General features: G+C 59.1%; 13 protein-coding genes, 1 tRNA gene and 3 pseudogenes. 8 read left to right on the plus strand and 9 right to left on the minus strand.

What is annotated here, in order from left to right:
- Nucleotides 1-29 precede the first annotated feature (29 nt).
- Nucleotides 30-1157 carry an alkene reductase gene (locus tag FIU88_RS04015; protein WP_152478278.1) on the plus strand — a complete coding sequence of 376 codons (1128 nt, stop codon included), beginning with the start codon at nt 30-32 and terminating at the stop codon, nt 1155-1157.
- A 136-nt stretch (nt 1158-1293) separates the two neighbouring features.
- Here FIU88_RS04015 and FIU88_RS04020 read toward each other — a convergent pair.
- A tRNA-Arg gene (locus tag FIU88_RS04020) sits at nt 1294-1370 on the minus strand.
- 112 nt (nt 1371-1482) lie between these two features.
- Here FIU88_RS04020 and FIU88_RS04025 point away from each other — a divergent pair.
- Nucleotides 1483-2280 (plus strand): methyltransferase domain-containing protein, encoded by a 798-nt coding sequence (locus tag FIU88_RS04025; RefSeq protein ID WP_152478279.1) that lies wholly within the window; start codon nt 1483-1485, stop codon nt 2278-2280.
- On the plus strand, nt 2277-3293 hold the full coding sequence (locus tag FIU88_RS04030; protein ID WP_152478280.1) for a class I SAM-dependent methyltransferase: 1017 nt from the start codon (nt 2277-2279) through the stop codon (nt 3291-3293). The genes FIU88_RS04025 and FIU88_RS04030 overlap by 4 nt, the downstream gene beginning before the upstream one ends.
- An 87-nt stretch (nt 3294-3380) precedes the next feature.
- Here FIU88_RS04030 and FIU88_RS04035 read toward each other — a convergent pair whose 3' ends face one another.
- Together FIU88_RS04035 and FIU88_RS04040 are read right to left on the minus strand one after the other, a co-directional pair.
- Nucleotides 3381-3818 (minus strand): hypothetical protein, encoded by a 438-nt coding sequence (locus FIU88_RS04035; protein WP_172977655.1) that lies wholly within the window; start codon nt 3816-3818, stop codon nt 3381-3383.
- A gap of 295 nt (nt 3819-4113) precedes the next feature.
- Nucleotides 4114-4449: pseudogene (locus FIU88_RS04040) on the minus strand (GreA/GreB family elongation factor); the annotation flags it as partial.
- A 102-nt stretch (nt 4450-4551) separates the two neighbouring features.
- On the opposite strand from FIU88_RS04040, the gene gmtY reads away from it, so the two are divergent.
- The 4 genes from gmtY to greB are packed head-to-tail and all read left to right on the plus strand — an operon-like array spanning nt 4552 to nt 9708.
- Nucleotides 4552-5880 carry a gamma-mobile-trio recombinase GmtY gene (gene gmtY / locus FIU88_RS04045; protein WP_152478282.1) on the plus strand — a complete coding sequence of 443 codons (1329 nt, stop codon included), beginning with the start codon at nt 4552-4554 and terminating at the stop codon, nt 5878-5880.
- Nucleotides 5867-8623 carry a VPA1269 family protein gene (locus FIU88_RS04050; protein ID WP_216647298.1) on the plus strand — a complete coding sequence of 919 codons (2757 nt, stop codon included), beginning with the start codon at nt 5867-5869 and terminating at the stop codon, nt 8621-8623. The genes gmtY and FIU88_RS04050 overlap by 14 nt, the downstream gene beginning before the upstream one ends.
- Nucleotide 8624: 1 nt before the next feature.
- A complete protein-coding gene (gene gmtX, locus FIU88_RS04055) occupies nt 8625-9227 on the plus strand; it encodes a gamma-mobile-trio protein GmtX (protein ID WP_152478283.1) in 603 nt (200 codons plus the stop codon).
- A gap of 7 nt (nt 9228-9234) precedes the next feature.
- Nucleotides 9235-9708, plus strand: a complete 474-nt coding sequence (gene greB / locus FIU88_RS04060) for a transcription elongation factor GreB (protein ID WP_152478284.1) — start codon at nt 9235-9237, stop codon at nt 9706-9708.
- 148 nt (nt 9709-9856) lie between these two features.
- On the opposite strand, the pseudogene FIU88_RS04065 reads toward greB, so the two are convergent.
- The 3 genes and pseudogenes from FIU88_RS04065 to FIU88_RS04075 all read right to left on the minus strand — a co-directional run.
- Nucleotides 9857-10140: pseudogene (locus FIU88_RS04065) on the minus strand (integrase core domain-containing protein); the annotation flags it as partial.
- 16 nt (nt 10141-10156) lie between these two features.
- Nucleotides 10157-11236 carry an IS110 family transposase gene (locus tag FIU88_RS04070; protein ID WP_152478285.1) on the minus strand — a complete coding sequence of 360 codons (1080 nt, stop codon included), beginning with the start codon at nt 11234-11236 and terminating at the stop codon, nt 10157-10159.
- Nucleotides 11237-11530: 294 nt separating this feature from the next.
- Nucleotides 11531-12390: pseudogene (locus tag FIU88_RS04075) on the minus strand (IS3-like element ISPa133 family transposase); the annotation flags it as partial.
- Nucleotides 12391-12458: 68 nt separating this feature from the next.
- Between FIU88_RS04075 and FIU88_RS04080 the strand changes: the two are divergent.
- Nucleotides 12459-12986, plus strand: a complete 528-nt coding sequence (locus FIU88_RS04080; protein WP_152478286.1) for a hypothetical protein — start codon at nt 12459-12461, stop codon at nt 12984-12986.
- On the opposite strand, the gene FIU88_RS04085 is transcribed toward FIU88_RS04080, so the two are convergent.
- The 3 genes from FIU88_RS04085 to FIU88_RS04095 form a co-directional block, all read right to left on the minus strand.
- Nucleotides 12987-13976, minus strand: coding sequence for an IS481 family transposase (locus tag FIU88_RS04085; RefSeq protein WP_152478287.1), 990 nt, complete (start codon nt 13974-13976; stop codon nt 12987-12989).
- A gap of 121 nt (nt 13977-14097) precedes the next feature.
- Complete coding sequence (locus tag FIU88_RS04090; RefSeq protein ID WP_152478288.1) at nt 14098-16416, minus strand: heavy metal translocating P-type ATPase; 2319 nt, start codon at nt 16414-16416, stop codon at nt 14098-14100.
- A complete protein-coding gene (locus FIU88_RS04095) occupies nt 16413-17777 on the minus strand; it encodes an APC family permease (protein ID WP_152478289.1) in 1365 nt (454 codons plus the stop codon). The genes FIU88_RS04090 and FIU88_RS04095 overlap by 4 nt, the downstream gene beginning before the upstream one ends.
- Nucleotides 17778-17846 lie beyond the last annotated feature (69 nt).

The following is a 17846-nucleotide window of genomic DNA, read 5'->3' on the forward strand; positions in this document are numbered from 1 at the left end:
TCAACCGATGCTGTGCAAGGAGACGCGACATGTCCGTCGATACCCTGTTGACCCCGTTTCGCCTCGGCGAACTGACGCTGCCCAACCGAATTCTCATGGCGCCGTTGACTCGCGCCCGCACGCCGGACAGCGTGCCCGGCGAGGCGCAGCAGGCCTACTATGGCCAGCGGGCCGGTGCCGGCATGATCATCAGCGAGGCGACCAACATCTCGCCCACCGCGCGCGGCTACGTCTATACGCCGGGCATCTGGACCGACGAGCAGGAGGCCGGCTGGAAGGGCGTCGTCCAGGCGGTCCACGCCAAGGGCGGGCGCATCGCGCTGCAGCTGTGGCACGTCGGCCGCGTCTCTCATGAATGGGTGCAGCCGGACGGTCAGGCCCCGGTGGCGCCCAGCGCGATGGACGCGGAAGGCGCGCAGTGCTTCGTCGAGTTCCCGGACGGCAGCGCCGGCCGCCATCCCACCAGCAAGCCCCGTGCGCTCGAGACCGACGAGCTGCCGGGCATCGTCGAGGACTATCGCCAGGCGGCCAAGCGCGCCGATCGCGCCGGCTTCGACATGGTCGAGGTGCACGCGGCCAACGCCTACCTGCTCAACCAGTTCCTGGCCACCGGCACCAACCATCGCACCGACCGCTACGGCGGCTCGCTCGAGAACCGGGCGCGCTTCCCGCTGGAGGTCATCGATGCCGTCGCCGAGGAGGTCGGGCCGCAGCGTGTCGGCGTGCGGCTGACGCCCTTCATCGAACTGTTCGGCCTCACCGATGACGAGTCCGAGGCCATGGCGCACTATCTGGCCGAGCAGCTGTCCGCCCGCGGCATCGCCTACCTGCATCTCAACGAGCCCGACTGGGCCGGCGGCGAGATCCAGTTCACCGACGACTTCCGCCGCAGCATGCGCGAGCGCTTCGCCGGCAGCCTGATCTTCTGCGGCCACTACGACGCCGAGCGTGCCGAGCGCCTGATCGAGGCGGGCATCGCCGATGCCGTGGCCATCGGCCGGCCCTATATCGCCAACCCCGATCTGGTCGAGCGCATCCGCACCGGGGCGGCCTGGAACGAGCCGAATCCGGAGACCTTCTATGGCGGCGGGGCCGAGGGCTATACCGACTATCCGTTCCTCGACAACGGCCACGACCGTCTGGGCAGCGAGGGCTGAGTCGCCCTGTCGGCCGTCGGCGCTGCGGCGTCGGCGGTCGGGACCATCGGCGTGGCTGTCGACAAGCGCGCGGCTTCACCCGCGAGCAGGTGTCGATAGCAGGGGGCATCGAGAGATAAGGCAGGGGGGAAAGGCGTGGCGCCCCCATCAGGATTCGAACCTGAGACCTTCCCCTTAGGAGGGGGACGCTCTATCCAGCTGAGCTATAGGGGCGAAACGAGCGCTAGTATAAGCGCCTGAGCTGGCAAGATAAACCCGTCACGGCGGTGCCGTGGCGGCGCCTTCCCGGGTAGAATGCCGTCATCACCGATGCGGATGAAGTGGCATGCCCGAGCCGTCCTCCTTTCTTTCCCCGGCGGGAGACCGCCACTTCGATGGCCTGGCCGACAAGTTCGCCGCCAGCCTCTACGGGGGCCTGCGCGGCGAGCTGCGCCTGGCGCTGCTCGACCGCCTGCTGCCCGAGATGCTCGACCTGCACGGCCAGCCGGCGCTGGAGGTCGGCGGCGGGCTCGGTCAACTGGCCGGCTGGCTCGTCGAGCGCGGCCATGCCGTCACCCTGTGCGAGCCCGCCGACGAGATGCGCGAGCGCGCTCGGCAGGCGCTGGCCGACCATCCCGTGCGTTTCATGGAGGCACCGCTGCAGTCGCTGCCCGAGGCGGCTCCCGGCCCCTGGCCGCTGATCACCTGCCACGCGGTGCTCGAATGGCTGGGCGATCCGCGGGCGGCGCTGGCCACCCTGGCCGGCCTGCTGGCCCCCGGCGGCCAGCTGTCGCTGATGGTCTTCAATCGCGATGCGCTCAGGCTCTCCAACGTGGTCAAGGGCAACCTCGAGAAGGCCCTGGCCGATCGGCTGGAGGGCAAGGGCCAGCGCAAGCGCCTGACGCCGATCTCGCCGCTGACCCATGACCAGATCGTGGCCTGGGCCGCCGAGATGGGGCTCGAGGTGCGCGCCACGGCCGGCGTGCGCGTCTTCCATGACTACCTTCGCCAGCCGCCCCAGACCGAGGCCGAGCGCCGCGATCTGCTGGCGCTGGAGTGGCAGTACTGCCGCGTCGATCCCCACTGGCGGCTGGGCCGCTACCTGCTCTACACCCTGATTCGCCCCGAGGAGCCCGTGCGATGAATGCCGAGACCCCCGTCTGCCAGCTGCTGCAGCGCCAGGACGCCGACTATCGCGGCTGGCTGTGGGTGGCGCCGCCCCGCGATGCCTGGCTGGAGGGCGGCGAGGGCGTGCTGCTGGCCGCCGACCAGGCGGTGCTGACGGCCTGGCGCCGGCGCGGCCGGCCGGCGCTCTCGCCCTTCGACGACGATACCCCGGCGCCGCCCGGCGTGGTGCTGTTCTGGCCCAAGGCCCACGCCCTGGGCGAATGGTGGCTGCTGTGGCTGTGCGCGCGGCTGCCGGCCGGCACGCCGCTGCAGGTGGTGGGCGAGAATCAGGGCGGCATCAAGCGGGTGCTCAAGGTGCTGGCGGCGCTGGGCCTCGGGTGCCGCAAGGTCGACAGCGCGCGGCGCTGCACCCTGTTCGCCTCGAGCCTCGACCGCCTCGCCCTCGACCCCGACGCGGCCTGGACCTCGTTCGAGGCGGAGCTCGGCCGCGAACGCCTGACCCTGGCCAGCCATCCGGGCGTGTTCGGTCACGGTAAGCTGGACGACGGCACCCGGTTGCTGCTCGAGCGGCTGCCCGAGGCGTTGCCGGCGACGGGGGAGGTGCTGGACCTGGGTTGCGGCGACGGCATCCTCGCCGCCTGGCTGGCGCACCGCGGCCATGGCGTGACCGCCGTCGACGTCAACGGCTTCGCCGTCGAGGCCACCCGGCGCACCCTGGCCGCCAATGGCCTCGACGGCGAGGTGCTGGCCGGCGATGTCTTCGACGGCCTCGGCGCCCGACGCTTCGACGCCATCGTCAGCAACCCGCCCTTCCATCAGGAGCGGGCCATCGACTACGGCCCCGCGGGGCGGCTGATCACCGAGGCGCCGAAGCACCTGCGCCCGGGCGGGCGGCTGGTGCTGGTGGCCAACGCCTTCCTGCCGTATCCCGAGTTGCTGGAGCGGGCCTTCGGCGGCTTCGAGGTGCTGGCCGACGATCGACGTTTCCGAGTCTATTCGGCCCGCGTCCAGGCCGGGCGAACGCCATGAGCGACGCGGTCACGAACGATGCGACCCAGGCCCGTCGGGCGTCCCCGGCGGGCCTGGGTCGAGCGGGCCCGATGGCCGAGTGAGGGCTTACTGGGCGGTGGTCTGGCCGCCGTGGCTGTTCATGTCCGTGGAGCCACCCATGCCGGTGGAGCCCCCCATCTCGCCGGTGCCGCTCATGTTCCCGGCACCGCTCATGTCACCCGAGCCGGACATGTTGCCGGAACCGCCCATGCCGCCGGTGCCCATGTCGGCCGAGCCGCCCATCTCGCCGGTGCCGCTCATGCCGCCCTCGGCGTCGCCGGGCAGCGTCTGACGCGCGGCCTCGAACTCTTCGCGGCTGAGGGAGCCGTCGCCGTTGGTGTCGGCGCTCTCGAGGTCGATGCCGTCCACGACGAGGGCCTCCTCGGCGCTCAGGATATCGTCGCCGTTGAGGTCCAGCCGGTCGAAGGACGGCGGGTTGGCGATGGCGGCACCGGCGCCGAGCAGGGCGAGGGGAAGCAGGGTCGTCTTCAGCAGCGTCTTCATGGGATTCCTCCTGGGATGCGTGCTTGGCGTACCACGAGCCGATGGGCTCGTCTGCCTTCTCTCAAGCCAGCGCCATGCCATCGGCATGATATTTCCCGCCATAACAGTCACTTGGCTCGATCTGTGCCGGCACGTGGCGAGCCTGCATGGTCCCGTGGTGACCGTAAGCGTTGGCCCCCGGCGACGGTCTGTCGTTCATTCTTCGTTCAGGTGACTGATATCAAAGGTTTTATTGCTGTCGCCATCGCGCGTATCGCCGCGACATCGCTCACCGGTGACGCGGGAGGGAGGCCGCTCAGGGCCGGCGGTAGTCGATCTCGGTGATGATATAGGTGGTCTCGCCGCCCGGTGCGGTCACCGTCACCTCGTCGTCCAGCGGGCGCCCGAGCAGGGCCTTGGCCAGCGGCGCGTCGACGCTGATCCAGTGCTTGCCGGTGTCGGTCTCGTCGTGGCCGACGATGCGCAGGCGCATCTCCTCGCCGTGTTCGTCTTCCAGGGTGACGAAGGCGCCGAAGAATACCCGGTCGGTGTCCTCGGGCAGCCGGTCCACCACCTGCAGTTCGTCGAGGCGCTTGGTCAGGTAGCGGATCCGGGCGATCACCCGGTTCAGCTCCTTCTTGTTGTAGGTGTAAAAGAACCCCTTCCTTCGAATACTATTTCCAAGGTGTTTTTTATTGACGACTGAAGGTTTTTGGTCTAGACATGAAAACAACCCCTAAAAAAGTACTATCTGATGCCCTTCGCACATAAGGTCCAAGTCCGCTACGTGGATGTGGCTAGCGGTAATGTTTACTTGTTGCCGGCTGTTTATACTGAAAGTGGAGTGATTGCATCCCACCTCAGATACTTGGCCTGGTTCAGTTACAAAAGTGAATCTTGGAAAGAAAGGTCAGTTTTTTCACTTCGGCTTTTGATTTCTTATATAAATTCGTTGAGTGGCGAGATTAGAGCCATTGACTTATTGAAATCATTCACCCGTTCTTTAGTAACAGGGACTATTGATTATGAAAGCTGTAACGACCCTATGGGGTTGTTCTGGCCCCCGCGTTCAACATTCGATGTGAACAATATTTTGTTTCATATAACACACTATACGGATTATTTGGCCAGGCAGCCTGAATATGAGGCCGCTCGTATAAATCCATTTTTAAAAGCAACGGGTTATGAAGAAAGGTTAAATTGGTGCGCATACTATAATAGAAATGCCAATGTTTTTCTCAATCACTTAAAGAAAAGAGCGGACGCCTATTTGGAAGTTGGGCGAACGAGAGCCGTGGCAGGGTATCGCGATCCTAAAATAGATAACGATAAGGTGGTTAAATTTCCTGATGACATGGTGGATGTTCTTTTGCAGGAAGGGTTTAGCAACTCTGGGGGAGTGAACTACAAATATCAACTAATGACCATGTTAATGAACTATGGGGGGTTGAGGAAGAGTGAGTTATTTCACCTTTACGTTTCAGATATCACTGTGCACCCTGAGCGAAGGGACGAGGCACTGGTTAGGGTGTATCACCCAGAGTATGGGAAGTCACCACTGCCGGATTATAAAAATAGAAGAGAATATCTTCTTGCAGAGACGCAATATAAGCCAAGAAATTCTTACCCGCTAAGCGAGCGGCTTCATGCAGGGTGGAAAGGTGCTCTTCTTACAAGCAGTGCTGGTTTTTTTGAGGTGATTTTTAATCCACCTAGCATGGCGAAAACCTTTTTAGCAGTTTGGGTGAAGTATCTAAAATACCAAAGAATGGAGCCTGCTGCCAGCTTCCACCCATTTGCATTTACTAAAAAAGATGGCGGGCCTGAAACCTTAAAAAATTTCCAGCGCGCTCACAAGAGAGCCGTAGAAAAGATTGGCTTGGTATGTAAAAAAGAGTTCGGCACGACCGAGCATGGACACAGGCATGCATATGGTTATAGAGCTAGAAAATTTGGTTTGAGTCGGGTTGAAATACAAAAATCCATGCATCATAGAAGCCCTGATTCTTGCCTGGTTTATATTAAGCCAACCAATGAAGATATAAGAGAAATAATGCGAGGTGTTGCTGATGAAGATGCGTAAGCTTAAGATGCTTAATGTGGATGAGGATGTTCTTAAGCTACCTAAAGCGAATTTTTCTCTGCACGAAATGAAGCTTCTTTGCAAGAAGCATGGGATTAGCAACTCTTCTGAGTACAAGAAGCGATATAAGGAAGTCCCGGGATTGGTTGCTCATCCGGAGAGGATGTTTCCGGATGAGTGGGTTAGCTATAATGATTTTTTTGACATCCCAGAATTCTATACCTACGAAGAAGTTGTTTATAAGATTAAAGGGAAGGGGATAAGGTCTCAGTCAGAATATAAGAAGTATGTCAAAGACCTCGGCGACCCCAGATTTCCATTTGACCCACAAGGCGCGTATGCAGAAAGCTGGAAAAACTGGTACAAGTTCTTGGGGAAAGAAGAACCATTCAATGTAGAGTTTATCCTGCCGGAATTTAAGCAGTGGCGCGTAAAGATAGATGAGTTTATGAGGCAGGCGCTGGGGGGAAGCTCGAAAAAATCCTATCTATGTAGGTTTGTGAGAGTTTATATTGAGAGGCATGATGGAAGTAAAAGTCCTCAGGAGTTTCTAACAAAGCAAAAAGTAAATATAAAACCATTTAGAGATGAGCTGGAAAAGTTCTCAACAGACAATATGAGAAGAAATGTCATACTGTCAGTAAATGAATTTTTTGATTATATCATCGGGTCTGATTTGACTGTGGAGGATGAAGAGACTGGAGAAGTGTTCAGGCTGATGGATGCCCGAAATCCATTTGAGTTTATGTTGACCGACTCTTATGTGTCTTCGCCTGGAAGAAGCGAGTCAACCAAACCTTGTCTTCAGTATCACTTTGTCAGGAAGGCCCAGTCATGGATTATTCCAGAGTCAGCTAGAAGTTTTCGTGACCTTGCACATCTTCATGAGTTCGATTCGGACTGGGTGAAAGTAGAAAGACATATTATTGACAAAGATGACCCAGACTGCGTTTACAAGAAAGCAGGGCCTTTCTGGTATCTATGGGTTCCGACAGACTGGGTGCACACCTTTGCTTTGACAAAGGTTCCTCTTCGAGGAAGGCAGATCGCTTATAATGATTCGGGTGAGGCTGACGAATATATACCTGTAATTAAGGATGCTGGAGGAGTGGCGTGGGTAAAGAATCATGCCGAAATGGCAGGGATGACTAAGTCGCAGTCTTTTGTTAAGCGCTATCCCGATGACCAGATTGGGATGTTTGTTACAACTAATAAGACATCGTCCAATAATGGCGGTTACTCCATACCATGGATGCCGGAAGATCTTGCATACTGGTTGATTAAGTTGAGAGAGTGGCAGGCTAAATATAATCCTGTCGCTTTTCCTACCAGCTGGTCGCGGTGCAAGAGAACCAACTTAAATGAAATTCAGTTGAAGTCAAAAGGTGTCAACTGTTTTTTATTTAGGGCTTTTGAAGATGTTGAGCCAAAAAATGTCGGCACGGCTTTGACGGGCAGGTTGGCAGCTGCCATTTATCATATACAACCATCGCATCTTAGGCTTTCAGAGCTGAGTGGGCTGCCTAATAATATATCTTGTTATAAGTCTCCATACACCCCTCATTCCATGCGGGTGAGCTTGATTACAGCTTATGTTATGGAAATGGGGATGCCGGTTGAAGTTGTCATGAAGGTCGTGGGGCACTCTTCGATCGTCATGTCGATATATTATTGCAAAATATCCCATGGGGAAATAAGGCGGCGATTGGAGGAAGGCGAGAAGATTGCGCTTCAAGCCGAGGTGGAAGCAATACAAAAAACAATTGAGTCCAATAAAATTGAGTCGGTAAAGAATCAGTTGGTTTCTAATAATGAAGACCTTCTGATGTCGCTAACCAATAGTGTGCCTGCAGGAAATTTTGTATTCAGAGACTATGGTATTTGTCCATTTGCTGCCTCACGCTGCGATGATGGAGGAGATCAGGTCGGCGCTACAAGAGTACGGGCTCCGGTGCCCATGGGGTATTTGGGAATGCAGAACTGTCTTAGGTGCAGGCATTTCATCACAGGACCGGTTTTTCTGGGTGGCTTAATGTCGGTTGGGAACGAGATTTTGTTCGTTTCGAATAAGCAGTCTGAAAAATGTATGCGGCTCCAAGAAGAAATCTCCACAATCACAGAAAGGTTGGAGAAGATAGATCGAGATGAGTATATTGCAAATGCAAAGGGCATGAGTTTTGATCAGGCTGAGAGAGTTTCGCTTGAGGCAGAACAAAGAAAGCTGGAGTCAGAGTATGAGAGTGCAGCAAAGAAAATGGACATGTTCCTGTGCGATTTGCAGTCCTGCTATAAGTTAATCAGGATGTGCGTGTCAGCTGTCAATGGTGTCTCTTCTGATGCAGAGGATGGTATTTCTCTGATTAAGATGCCCGATTCCGAAATGGAGATAGAAATGGAGGAGGTCTCTTACTTTCAGCAACTGCATGAGATTTGCGAGAATGCAACAATCTACCATTCGGCTGATGCAGCCGTTGCAATAGCGCCGAGGTCTCAATTGTTGGACCGAATGTCGGTTTTTAATGAGTTGCAGCCGAGCCTTTTTATGTTGACGGATGAGCAGCAGCTTAAAGTTGGTAACCAGGTAGTCGGTTTTTTGAGGTCACGGCTGAAAACCTGGGAAAGAGTTGGCCAGGTCGTTGACTGTTCAGTGAGGCTAGACGAGCTGATGGAGGAGGAGAGAATTGATAGGTCGGAGCTTTCTCTGATTCTAAAGCCTCAGCTATTAAACGAGACGGGCTGCTAATATGAAAAATGAAGATCTTTTGTTGAAGCTAAAAGAAGACGCTACGCCTAGAACCAAGAAGACGCTTGATGCAATATATGAAGTGTGTAGTGAGCAAATGGAGAGAGGTGTTAGTGATTTCTCTATAGTAACTATATCTAGGCTGGGTGCCAAGCGAGGAGTTCCGAAGCCACAAAGCATTAGGAACAAGTCTGGAGAAAAATATCGCGCCCTCATAGAATCCTTTTCTGATATGGCCGGCGGCAATGTTAAGCGTCCCTCGCCAAGCGCTGATGACTGGGTAGAGGAGATTGCGAGTGCTAAACATAAGCTTCTTGTTAGATCGCTTCTTTCCGATCTAAAAAATGCTAAAAACAAGCTCAATGAAATTATTCCTCCGGGTAGTAGAATAGACGTATACGATCATAGGTCACAGCAAGCGGGCGAGGAAGAGAAGCTCTCCCAGCAGGAGAGAAGAGCGCTGGAATATCTGATATCCAATGAGTTTGTTGGTAAGTGGAATTTTCGCGCTACTGAGTTTGGTGAGGTTGTGGATGATGGTGGTCAGGTGGTATTCAAAGCTGCTACAATCGATGCTATTAAAAAGGCTCTAAATAACTTGTAGGTCAGCTATGAAGAATCCACTTGTAACAAGAGAGGGCTATGAAAGCCTGAAAGAAGAGCTTGACTATCTTTGGAGGGTGGAGAGGAGAGAGGTTACAGCTAAGGTGACATGGGCGGCCGGTCTAGGCGATAGGTCGGAGAATGCAGATTATCAGTATAACAAGAAGCGACTTAGAGAAATTGACAGGAGGGTCAGGTATCTACGGAAAAGACTGGATGAGCTTAAGGTGGTTGATTATCATCCGGATCAAGCGGGTAAGATTTATTTTGGCGCCCACGTGGTGCTTGTTGATGACGATGGCAGGGAGATGAAGTTTCGGATTGTAGGTGTTGACGAGATCTATGGAAAACAGGGGTATGTTTCAATTAATTCGCCTGCGGCTAGAGCCTGTTTAGGTAAAGAAATCGATGATGAAGTGGAGATCGTAACTCCGGATGGGCGGAAGCTATGGTATGTTGAAAGCTTTTCTTATAACAGATGATCATTTTAAGGCTTTTATCTGCGAGTCCTTGTGAATACTGACACCTATGACTTCCACTACGACTCCGACCTCATCGGCGGCTCGCTGATGGTCCGCGAAAGCCGCATCGTGGCGGAGTGTTCTGGTCAAGTCGTAGCGGACACTTTTATTAAGCTGCTTCCGCGATTTTCTCGATCTCCCTCGGCGCGTGGTAGCCAAGGGTCGAGTGGAGCCGGCAGCTGTTGTACTCCATCTCGATATAGGTCACGACGTCGCGCCTCGCTGACAGGCGGGTCCAGTACCGTTGCCCCTCCAGCCATTCGCTTTTAGAGAGCCGAAGAAGCGCTCCATGATCGCATTGTCCCAACAGTTCCCCTTGCGGCTCATGGAGGACAGGAACCCGTGCTTAACCAGTCGTTCACGATACGCACGGGAGGCGTACTGGCTGCCGCGGACGCCCTTCTAAGTGTCAAGTAGCGATTTGCGTCTGATTGATCTCGCGGTAACGGTGGCGCAGCACGTAGTACAGCTCTCGGGCGATGTAGCGTTTCAGACAGCGAATAGCTTCCAGCTTGGAGTGCCCCTCCGTCACTCGCCGGGAGACATACGCCTGGGTTGTCGCATCCAGGCGCAGCCGCCCGATGGCGATGATATGCAGAGCACTATTGGCGGCTCTGTCGCCGCCCCGATTAAGGCGGTGGCGCTGTGTCTTGCCTGAAGAAGCGGGTATCGGGCTAACACCACATAGCGCCGCAAAACTGGCTTCTGAACCAATACGATCCGGATTGTCGCCCGCCGTGATCAACAACTGTGCAGCTGATTCATAGCCTACCGCCGTTCGCGACACCAGCTCTGGTGCCAGCTCATCGACGATGGCCTTGATCATGACATTCAGATCGGCCACCTCGTCATGCAGCTCCAGGTAGCGCCGGGCAAGAGATTTCAAAGCGATGCGGTAGGCCACTGTGACGTCCCGATAGCCACTTAAGTCGGGGCGCCATGCGGCCAACGTCCGAATCAACTGCATCCGCGTCATATTCCTCAACTGATCGCGCAGCTCCTCTGGCGCGGAGATCACCTGGGTCTGGATCATCTGAAGCGCCACACGGCGAGCTGCCACGGCGGTCTTCCGGCAGACCTTCAGCACACGCAAGGCCTCGATCATGCCATCACGGGTCTTTGGGGTGACCGTACGAATGCCCGCGTAAGCCGCATGGGCAGCGTTCTCCGCATCGATGGTATCGTTTTTGCCCCGTTTGCGACGCACGGTCTTGTCGGGCGTGGTGACCTCCAGGGTAGCGATGCCGGTGCGCTGCAAGTAACGCAGCAGACCAGCCCCATAGGTCCCGGTGCACTCGATGCCTACTCGGCTCACTTCACCGAAGCCACGCATCCAGGCGAGCATGGCCTTGTAGCCATGCCGGGTGGTCGGAAAGCTGGCGGTACCAAGCACGCGATCGTGTTTATCCACGACAGCGGCCATATGCAGATCCTTGTGGGTGTCGACGCCACCGACAATGTCAGGGCGATCACGGTGATGCTGAGTCATGACGTCTCTCCAGGCTATCAGGTCAAGGTGGCTTCACCGAGTGCGATAGCCTGGACACGACAGTAACGAGACAGGCGTCAGGCCCTTCTTGAGTCACATGCATCGACGAGGTGAGCCCTCGCCGTCAGGTATTCCCGGATCACCGACAGGTCCGTGGAAAGACACACTACCCGGGTCGATCAGAGTGGGAGTCAGGAGATCCGAGAACCCTTACGGCACCGGGTCTTTCAGCATAGGTCGATCGCTGTGTGAGTCAGGTCAACCCCGGAACACCTGGCATCTCCCAGTATTACTATCCGAGTGGTGGAGCACGCCTCGGGGAGGTCGCCGGCGGCCAATTGCCATCTCCAGGGCGTCCAGGGTGAGTGATGTCTTCATGTGGTCGGCCATGGCCCAGCCGATGACCTGTCGGTCGTAGAGGTCCAGCACGGCCGCCAGGTACAACCAGCCTTCCAGGGTCCAGATGGCGGTGATGTCGGCCACCCACGCCTGATTGGGCTCAGGCACCGTGAACTGCCGCTTGAGCAGGTTGGGAGCCACTGGCAGCCCGTGGTCACTGTCCGTCGTATGCCGGTAGCGGCGACGCTGTCGGCAGGCAACACCGGCTTCCTGCATCAGGCTACGCGCCTGATAACGACCGACCGTATGACCTCTGCGACGGAGTTACTTGGCCATTCGCCGGCTCCCATAGCTACCACGTTTCTGATCGTGGATGTCCTTGACCTCCCGGTGCAGGCACTGGCGCTGCTCATCGGGTTCACGCTGACGCCAGGCATAGAAGCCACTGCGGCTGACGTCCATGACACGGCACAGCACCGCCACTGGGAAGTAGGCCTTCTCCGACTCGATGAACTGGTATCTCAGCTCGACTCTCTCGCGAAGAAGGCCGTGGCCTTTTTTAAAACCTCCTTTTCAATCCGCAACTTACGAACTTCTTCGCGAAGTTTCATGATCTCGGCATCCCGCTCATCTGCCTGGTCGTCAGTCACACCATCCTCCCGGTCACGTTGCTGGCGACACCAGCGATCCAGCAGGCTGCGATCGATATCCAGCCGCCTGGCAGCCTCGGAGATGGCATAACCCTCTCCTCGCACCATGTTGACCGCCTCAGCCTTGAATTCGTCGGAGTACCGACGTCGCGTTTTCTTGGTCATGAACACCTCCAATGCCTCCAGTATGAGGCTTACCGGGGTGTCCGCTCCAATTAGACCAGTTCAGGGAAATGCTTATCTGGGAGATATCTGGCTTACAGGGTTTGGATGCGGGCACCAACGAGCAAGACATTTACTTCCACCACCCGAGCCTGAAGTTGCCGGTCAGAGGGACTGGTGAAGGTCGAGGAGGCTCTGGAGCACAAGGTGCCGACGACATAGAGGTGGATACGGAGCAGGAACCGGATGAGGCCAAAGACAGGCAATCGATAGAACTACCGGTGGAGGATATCGTCTTCTCTAACTCCGCTACTACGAAGCTTGCTTACAATGGCAAAAAGGCTGGCATTCTAGGGCAGGAAGATCAGGGTGAACTAGAAGGCTACAATAACCCCAAGGTTTTGGGCATCGGCGATGACGTCATCGGTGGCAGCATCGCTCCGGGGGAATATCAGCAACTCGAAGCGGAAGAGAGGCAGTACTCAAACACGTTTTGTGATGCTCAAACAGATCATAAGACAGATAGCCGGGGAATCAGATGGAAAGCTGAGTCTTCTGGAGCTAAAAGTACAGCCGTTACCTCAGCTTCCGCGTTGTAGCTACCTGTCGGGTCCCGTGTGATTGACTACCCGCTTGGTAAATAACTCAGGACGCTTGGTCTGCCATTCCTTCATCATCGCAATCGGTGATTGATGGTGCAGCGCCTTCTGCGGGATGTGGTGATTGTACAGCCAGGTGTAGCGTTTGAGCGTCTGCTCCAGGTCCTCGCCTGAGGTATAGCGCCGAGTCGCCAGCACATCGCTGATACGGCCGTTGAAGCGCTCCACCATGCCGTTTGTCTGCGGTCTTCCCGGCTTGATCAGACGGTGCTCGATACCAAGGGCCTGGCACTCTTGGTCAAACGGGTGATTCCCGCTGGGCTTGCGCTCCCCCGCCCGCGTGAAGCGATCGGTGAATGACTTGCCGTAGTCGGTCAGTACCGTCTGGACCTGGAAGGGAGCCTTCTCCTCCACCCGCTTCATGAACGCCCGCGCATCCTTCGCGGACTGGCTGCGTCTCACCTCCAGATGGACCCAGCGCGTGGCGCGATCGATGGCGACGTACAGGTAGCGTTTTTGCTCCTCATCGGGCATCCGGGGCAGGTGCTTGATGTCGATGTGCACGTAGCCCGGCTCATAATCTTTGAAGGGCTTGTGCCGGGGTTTCTCATCGTCGCCCGCGTCCCGTCTAGACAGCTCTGCCAGTGTCGGCACCTCGCGCCGCTTGAGCATGCGATGCAGACCAGAACGCGACAAGCCAGGATTGAGGAACTCACGCGCCACGACGAGCAGATCATCCAGGCCGAGGCGCAGGAATTCGCGCGCCGCGATCAGCACCTCTTCCTGTTCGGAAGTGAGCGTGGCCAGCAGGTTGTGACGCGTGTGCGGTCGGTCCTGGACATCGTCACGGTACCGCCAGCGCCGGATGGTCGAGACGGCGACGCCGTACTGGCGTGCTAGCTCGCTGTCGCTGATGCTGGAAGGCGCTGCCTGGATCTCGGCCCGGATCTTCGGAGTGGTGGTCGCCTGTTTATGTAGCTTGATGTCCATATCCTTGCTCCCGGATGAACTCGTGAAGAAGCTCCTTGGCGGCCAGCAAAGGATAACTTCTATAGCTCATCTGATCATCCGGGACCCTACAAGTAGATGACTCTGCACCTCTCTCGCTTAGTCAGTCAGCGGACTTCAGCTTCACAAGCCTCAGCCGCAGCGCATTGGCGATCACGCTCACCGAGGAGAGCGACATCGCCGCGGCGGCGATGATCGGTGACAGCAGCAGGCCGGTGAAGGGGTAGAGGATGCCGGCGGCGATCGGTACCCCCGCGGCGTTGTAGACGAAGGCGAAGAAGAGGTTCTGGCGGATGTTGCGCATGGTGGCTCGCGACAACCGGTGCGCCTCGACGATCCCGGTCAAATCCCCGCGCAGCAGGGTCACGCCGGCGCTCTCGATGGCCACGTCGGTGCCGGTGCCCATGGCGATGCCCACGTCGGCGGTGGCCAGGGCAGGGGCGTCGTTGACGCCGTCGCCGGCCATCACCACCACGCGACCCTCGTCACGCAGGTGCTGCACCACGCGCCCCTTGTCTTCGGGGAGCACCTCGGCTTCCACCTCGTCGATGCCCAGGCGGCGCGCCACCGCCTCGGCGGAGGTGCGGTTGTCGCCGGTGAGCATGACCACCCGAATGCCGTTGGCCTGAAGGGCCCGGATGGCCGCCTCGGTGGTCTCCTTGACCGGGTCGGCGATGGCCAGCAGGCCCGCCAGGCGGCCGTCCACCGCGGCGAAGATCACCGTGGCGCCGTCGCCACGCAGCCGTTCGGCCTCGTCTTCCTGCTCGGCCAGGGCCACGCTCTCGCTCTCCATCAGCAGGCGGTTGCCCAGGGCGACGCGACGGCCGTCGACGTTGCCCACCACGCCCTTGCCATTGGGCGAATCGAACTCCGTGGCCTCCGTCGGCTCGACGCCATCCTCCTTGGCCCGCTCGACGATTGCCTGGGCCAGGGGGTGTTCGCTGCCGCGCTCCACCCCCGCGGCCAGCCGCAGCAGCTCCTGCTTATCGAAGCCCTCGGCCGGGCGCAGTTCGGTGACCCGCGGCTTGCCTTCGGTGAGGGTGCCGGTCTTGTCGACCACCACGGTGTCGACCTTCTCCAGGCGCTCCAGCGCCTCGGCGTCGCGGATCAGTACCCCCGCCTGGGCCCCTCGACCCACGCCGACCATGATCGACATGGGAGTGGCCAGCCCCAGGGCACAGGGGCAGGCGATGATCAGCACGCTGACCGCGGCGATCAGCCCGAAGGCCATGGGCGGTGCCGGCCCCCACAGCGACCAGGCGATGAAGGCCACCACCGCGACCAGGATCACCGCCGGCACGAAGACGCCGGCGACCCTGTCGGCCAGCCCCTGGATGGGCGCCCGGCTGCGCTGGGCGCTGGCCACCATCTGCACGATCTGCGACAGCATGGTGTCGCGGCCCACCTTGTCGGCGCGCATGATGAACGAGCCCTGGCCGTTGATGCTGCCACCGATCACGCCGTCGCCGGCCTCCTTGCGCACCGCCAGTGGCTCGCCGGTGACCATCGACTCGTCGATGTTGGAGCGCCCCTCCAAGACCTCGCCGTCCAGCGGCACCTTGTCGCCGGGGCGCACGCGCAGGCGATCACCCACCTGGACCTTGTCCAGCGAGATCTCCTCCTCCTGGCCGTCGTCGTCGATGCGGCGTGCGGTGGCCGGTGCCAGGTCGAGCAGGGCGCGGATCGCCCCGGAGGTCTTCTCCCGGGCACGCAGCTCCAGCACCTGTCCGAGCAGCACCAGCACCACGATCACCGCCGCCGCCTCGAAGTAGACCGCCACCGAGCCATCGGCCTGGCGGAAGGTCGCGGGGAAGATGCCCGGCACGATCGTCGCCAGCAGGCTGTAGATCAGCGCCGCCCCGGTGCCGATGGCGATCAGGGTGAACATGTTGAGGCTGCGCCGCACGATGGAACGCCAGCCGCGCACGAAGAAGGGCGCGCCTGCCCAGATCACCACGGGGGTGGCCAGCAGCAGCTGGATCCAGTTCGAGACCTGGGGGGCGATCAGGTGGTCGAGGCCGAACACATGGCCACCCATCTCCAGTACCAGCACCGGCAGCGCCAGGACCAGCCCGATCCAGAAGCGCCGGGTCATGTCCTTGAGTTCCTCGGAAGGCCCACTATCGGCGGTGACCGTCTCGGGCTCCAGGGCCATGCCGCAGATCGGGCAGTCCCCCGGCCCCTCCTGGCGGATCTCGGGGTGCATCGGGCAGGTGTAGATCGTGCCGGGCGGCGCTGGCTCGGCCGGTGTGTCGTCGCACTGCAGGTAGGCGTCAGGGTCCCGCTTGAACTTCTGCTGGCACCTGGCTGAGCAGAAGTACCAGGTCTTTCCAGCGTGTGAGGCGCGGTGGTCGGTATGGTGAGGATCGACCGTCATCCCGCAGACGGGGTCCGTGACCTCATGGGTGTGGTCCTGTGTCATGCTCCATCCTCCCTGCTGTGGCTGCCACTCGCGTCATGCGAATGAGCATGGTGGTCGGCGTCCTGCTCGGATCGCCGGGAAAGAAAGGCGTATTCCGCCACCAGGATGACGGCCATCGCGGCGGCGGCAACGTAGAGCACCAGCGGGTCGGTGGTGGCCTTGACCCAGAGGAAGCCTGCCAGCACCACCAGGTCGAGGGCGATCGCGGTCAGCAGGATGGCCGGGCGGGCCGCCACCGCATCGCGTAGATGCCGCAACACCCCCCAGTGAATGGCGATATCCATCACCAGATAGAAGATGATGCCGAGTGCCGCGATGCGGCTCAGGTCGAAGAACGCCGTCAGCATCAGGCCGAGCACGATGGTATAGACCAAGGTGTGCTTCTGGATGCTGCCGGGCATATGGAAATGGCGATGGGGCACCAGCTTCATCTCGGTCAGCATCGCCAGCATCCGCGATACCGCGAAGACGCTGGCGATGATGCCACCTGCCGTGGCCAGCATGGCGAGCAGGACGGTGAACCAGACGGCGGCCTCCCCCAGCGCAGGGCGTGCAGCCGCGGCCAGCGAGTAGTCCTTGGTCGCGATGATCTCCGTCAGCGACAGGTTGCTGGTGACGGCGAGGCCCACCAGCGCATAGATCACCACGCACAGGGCGATCGAGACGATGATGGCCCGGCCGACGTTACGGTGGGGATCGCGGATCTCGGCCCCGCTGTTGGTGATGGTGGTGAACCCCTTGAAGGCCAGGATGCCGAGCGCGGTGGCCCCCAGGAACCCGGAGACGCCGGGCGCCGGCGCCTCGGCCGTGGCCCGGATACCGATGGTGTCGGCCACCAGCACGCCCACCACGCCGAACAGGATGATGCCACCGATCTTGATGACCCCCAGCACCGACGCCACGCCCTGGATCAGCTTGTTGGCGGAGAGGTTGATGAGGAAGGCGGCGATCAGCAGGCCGACACCCAGCGCCGGCACCAGCAGCGACCGGTTACCCCCATCGAACAGCTCCAGGGTATAGGAGCCGAAGGTCCTCGCCAGGAAGCTCTGGGCGATCACCATGGAGAAGTACATCAGCAGCGCATGGAAGGCCGTGGGCAGGGTGGGCCCATAGGCCTTGTGAAGGTACATGCCGATGCCGCCGGCCGACGGGTAGGCATTGGACATCTTGACGTAGGAGTAGGCGCTGAAACTGACGATCATGGCCGCCGAGAGGAAGGCCAGGGGAAACAGCTCGCCGGTCATCTCGGCCATCTGTCCGGTCAGCGCGAAGATCCCGGCACCGATCATCACGCCGGTTCCCAGGGCGATGGCCCCGACGAGGGAGAGGCTGTTCTTCTGGTACTGAGGCGACCTGTCCATGCATCTCCTTGCGTGTCGATATGGGCGAGTGAGGCATCGAACTGCCAGGCGTGCTGTGCCAGGGGCAGC

Origin of the sequence: Halomonas sp. THAF12, from assembly GCF_009363675.1 — a bacterium.
Taxonomy (GTDB): domain Bacteria; phylum Pseudomonadota; class Gammaproteobacteria; order Pseudomonadales; family Halomonadaceae; genus Halomonas; species Halomonas smyrnensis.

What these genes read in the sequence shown, in the direction of transcription:
- FIU88_RS04050 (WP_216647298.1), top strand. Translation starts at nt 5,867, where the DNA reads ATGAAGATGCGTAAGCTTAAGATGCTTAATGTGGATGAGGATGTTCTT.
- FIU88_RS04080 (WP_152478286.1), top strand. Translation starts at nt 12,459, where the DNA reads ATGCTTATCTGGGAGATATCTGGCTTACAGGGTTTGGATGCGGGCACC.
- FIU88_RS04035 (WP_172977655.1), bottom strand. Translation starts at nt 3,818, where the DNA reads ATGAAGACGCTGCTGAAGACGACCCTGCTTCCCCTCGCCCTGCTCGGC.
- FIU88_RS04090 (WP_152478288.1), bottom strand. Translation starts at nt 16,416, where the DNA reads ATGACACAGGACCACACCCATGAGGTCACGGACCCCGTCTGCGGGATG.
- FIU88_RS04030 (WP_152478280.1), top strand. Translation starts at nt 2,277, where the DNA reads ATGAATGCCGAGACCCCCGTCTGCCAGCTGCTGCAGCGCCAGGACGCC.
- gmtX (WP_152478283.1), top strand. Translation starts at nt 8,625, where the DNA reads ATGAAAAATGAAGATCTTTTGTTGAAGCTAAAAGAAGACGCTACGCCT.
- FIU88_RS04095 (WP_152478289.1), bottom strand. Translation starts at nt 17,777, where the DNA reads ATGGACAGGTCGCCTCAGTACCAGAAGAACAGCCTCTCCCTCGTCGGG.
- FIU88_RS04025 (WP_152478279.1), top strand. Translation starts at nt 1,483, where the DNA reads ATGCCCGAGCCGTCCTCCTTTCTTTCCCCGGCGGGAGACCGCCACTTC.
- FIU88_RS04085 (WP_152478287.1), bottom strand. Translation starts at nt 13,976, where the DNA reads ATGGACATCAAGCTACATAAACAGGCGACCACCACTCCGAAGATCCGG.
- gmtY (WP_152478282.1), top strand. Translation starts at nt 4,552, where the DNA reads ATGCCCTTCGCACATAAGGTCCAAGTCCGCTACGTGGATGTGGCTAGC.
- FIU88_RS04070 (WP_152478285.1), bottom strand. Translation starts at nt 11,236, where the DNA reads ATGACTCAGCATCACCGTGATCGCCCTGACATTGTCGGTGGCGTCGAC.
- greB (WP_152478284.1), top strand. Translation starts at nt 9,235, where the DNA reads ATGAAGAATCCACTTGTAACAAGAGAGGGCTATGAAAGCCTGAAAGAA.
- FIU88_RS04015 (WP_152478278.1), top strand. Translation starts at nt 30, where the DNA reads ATGTCCGTCGATACCCTGTTGACCCCGTTTCGCCTCGGCGAACTGACG.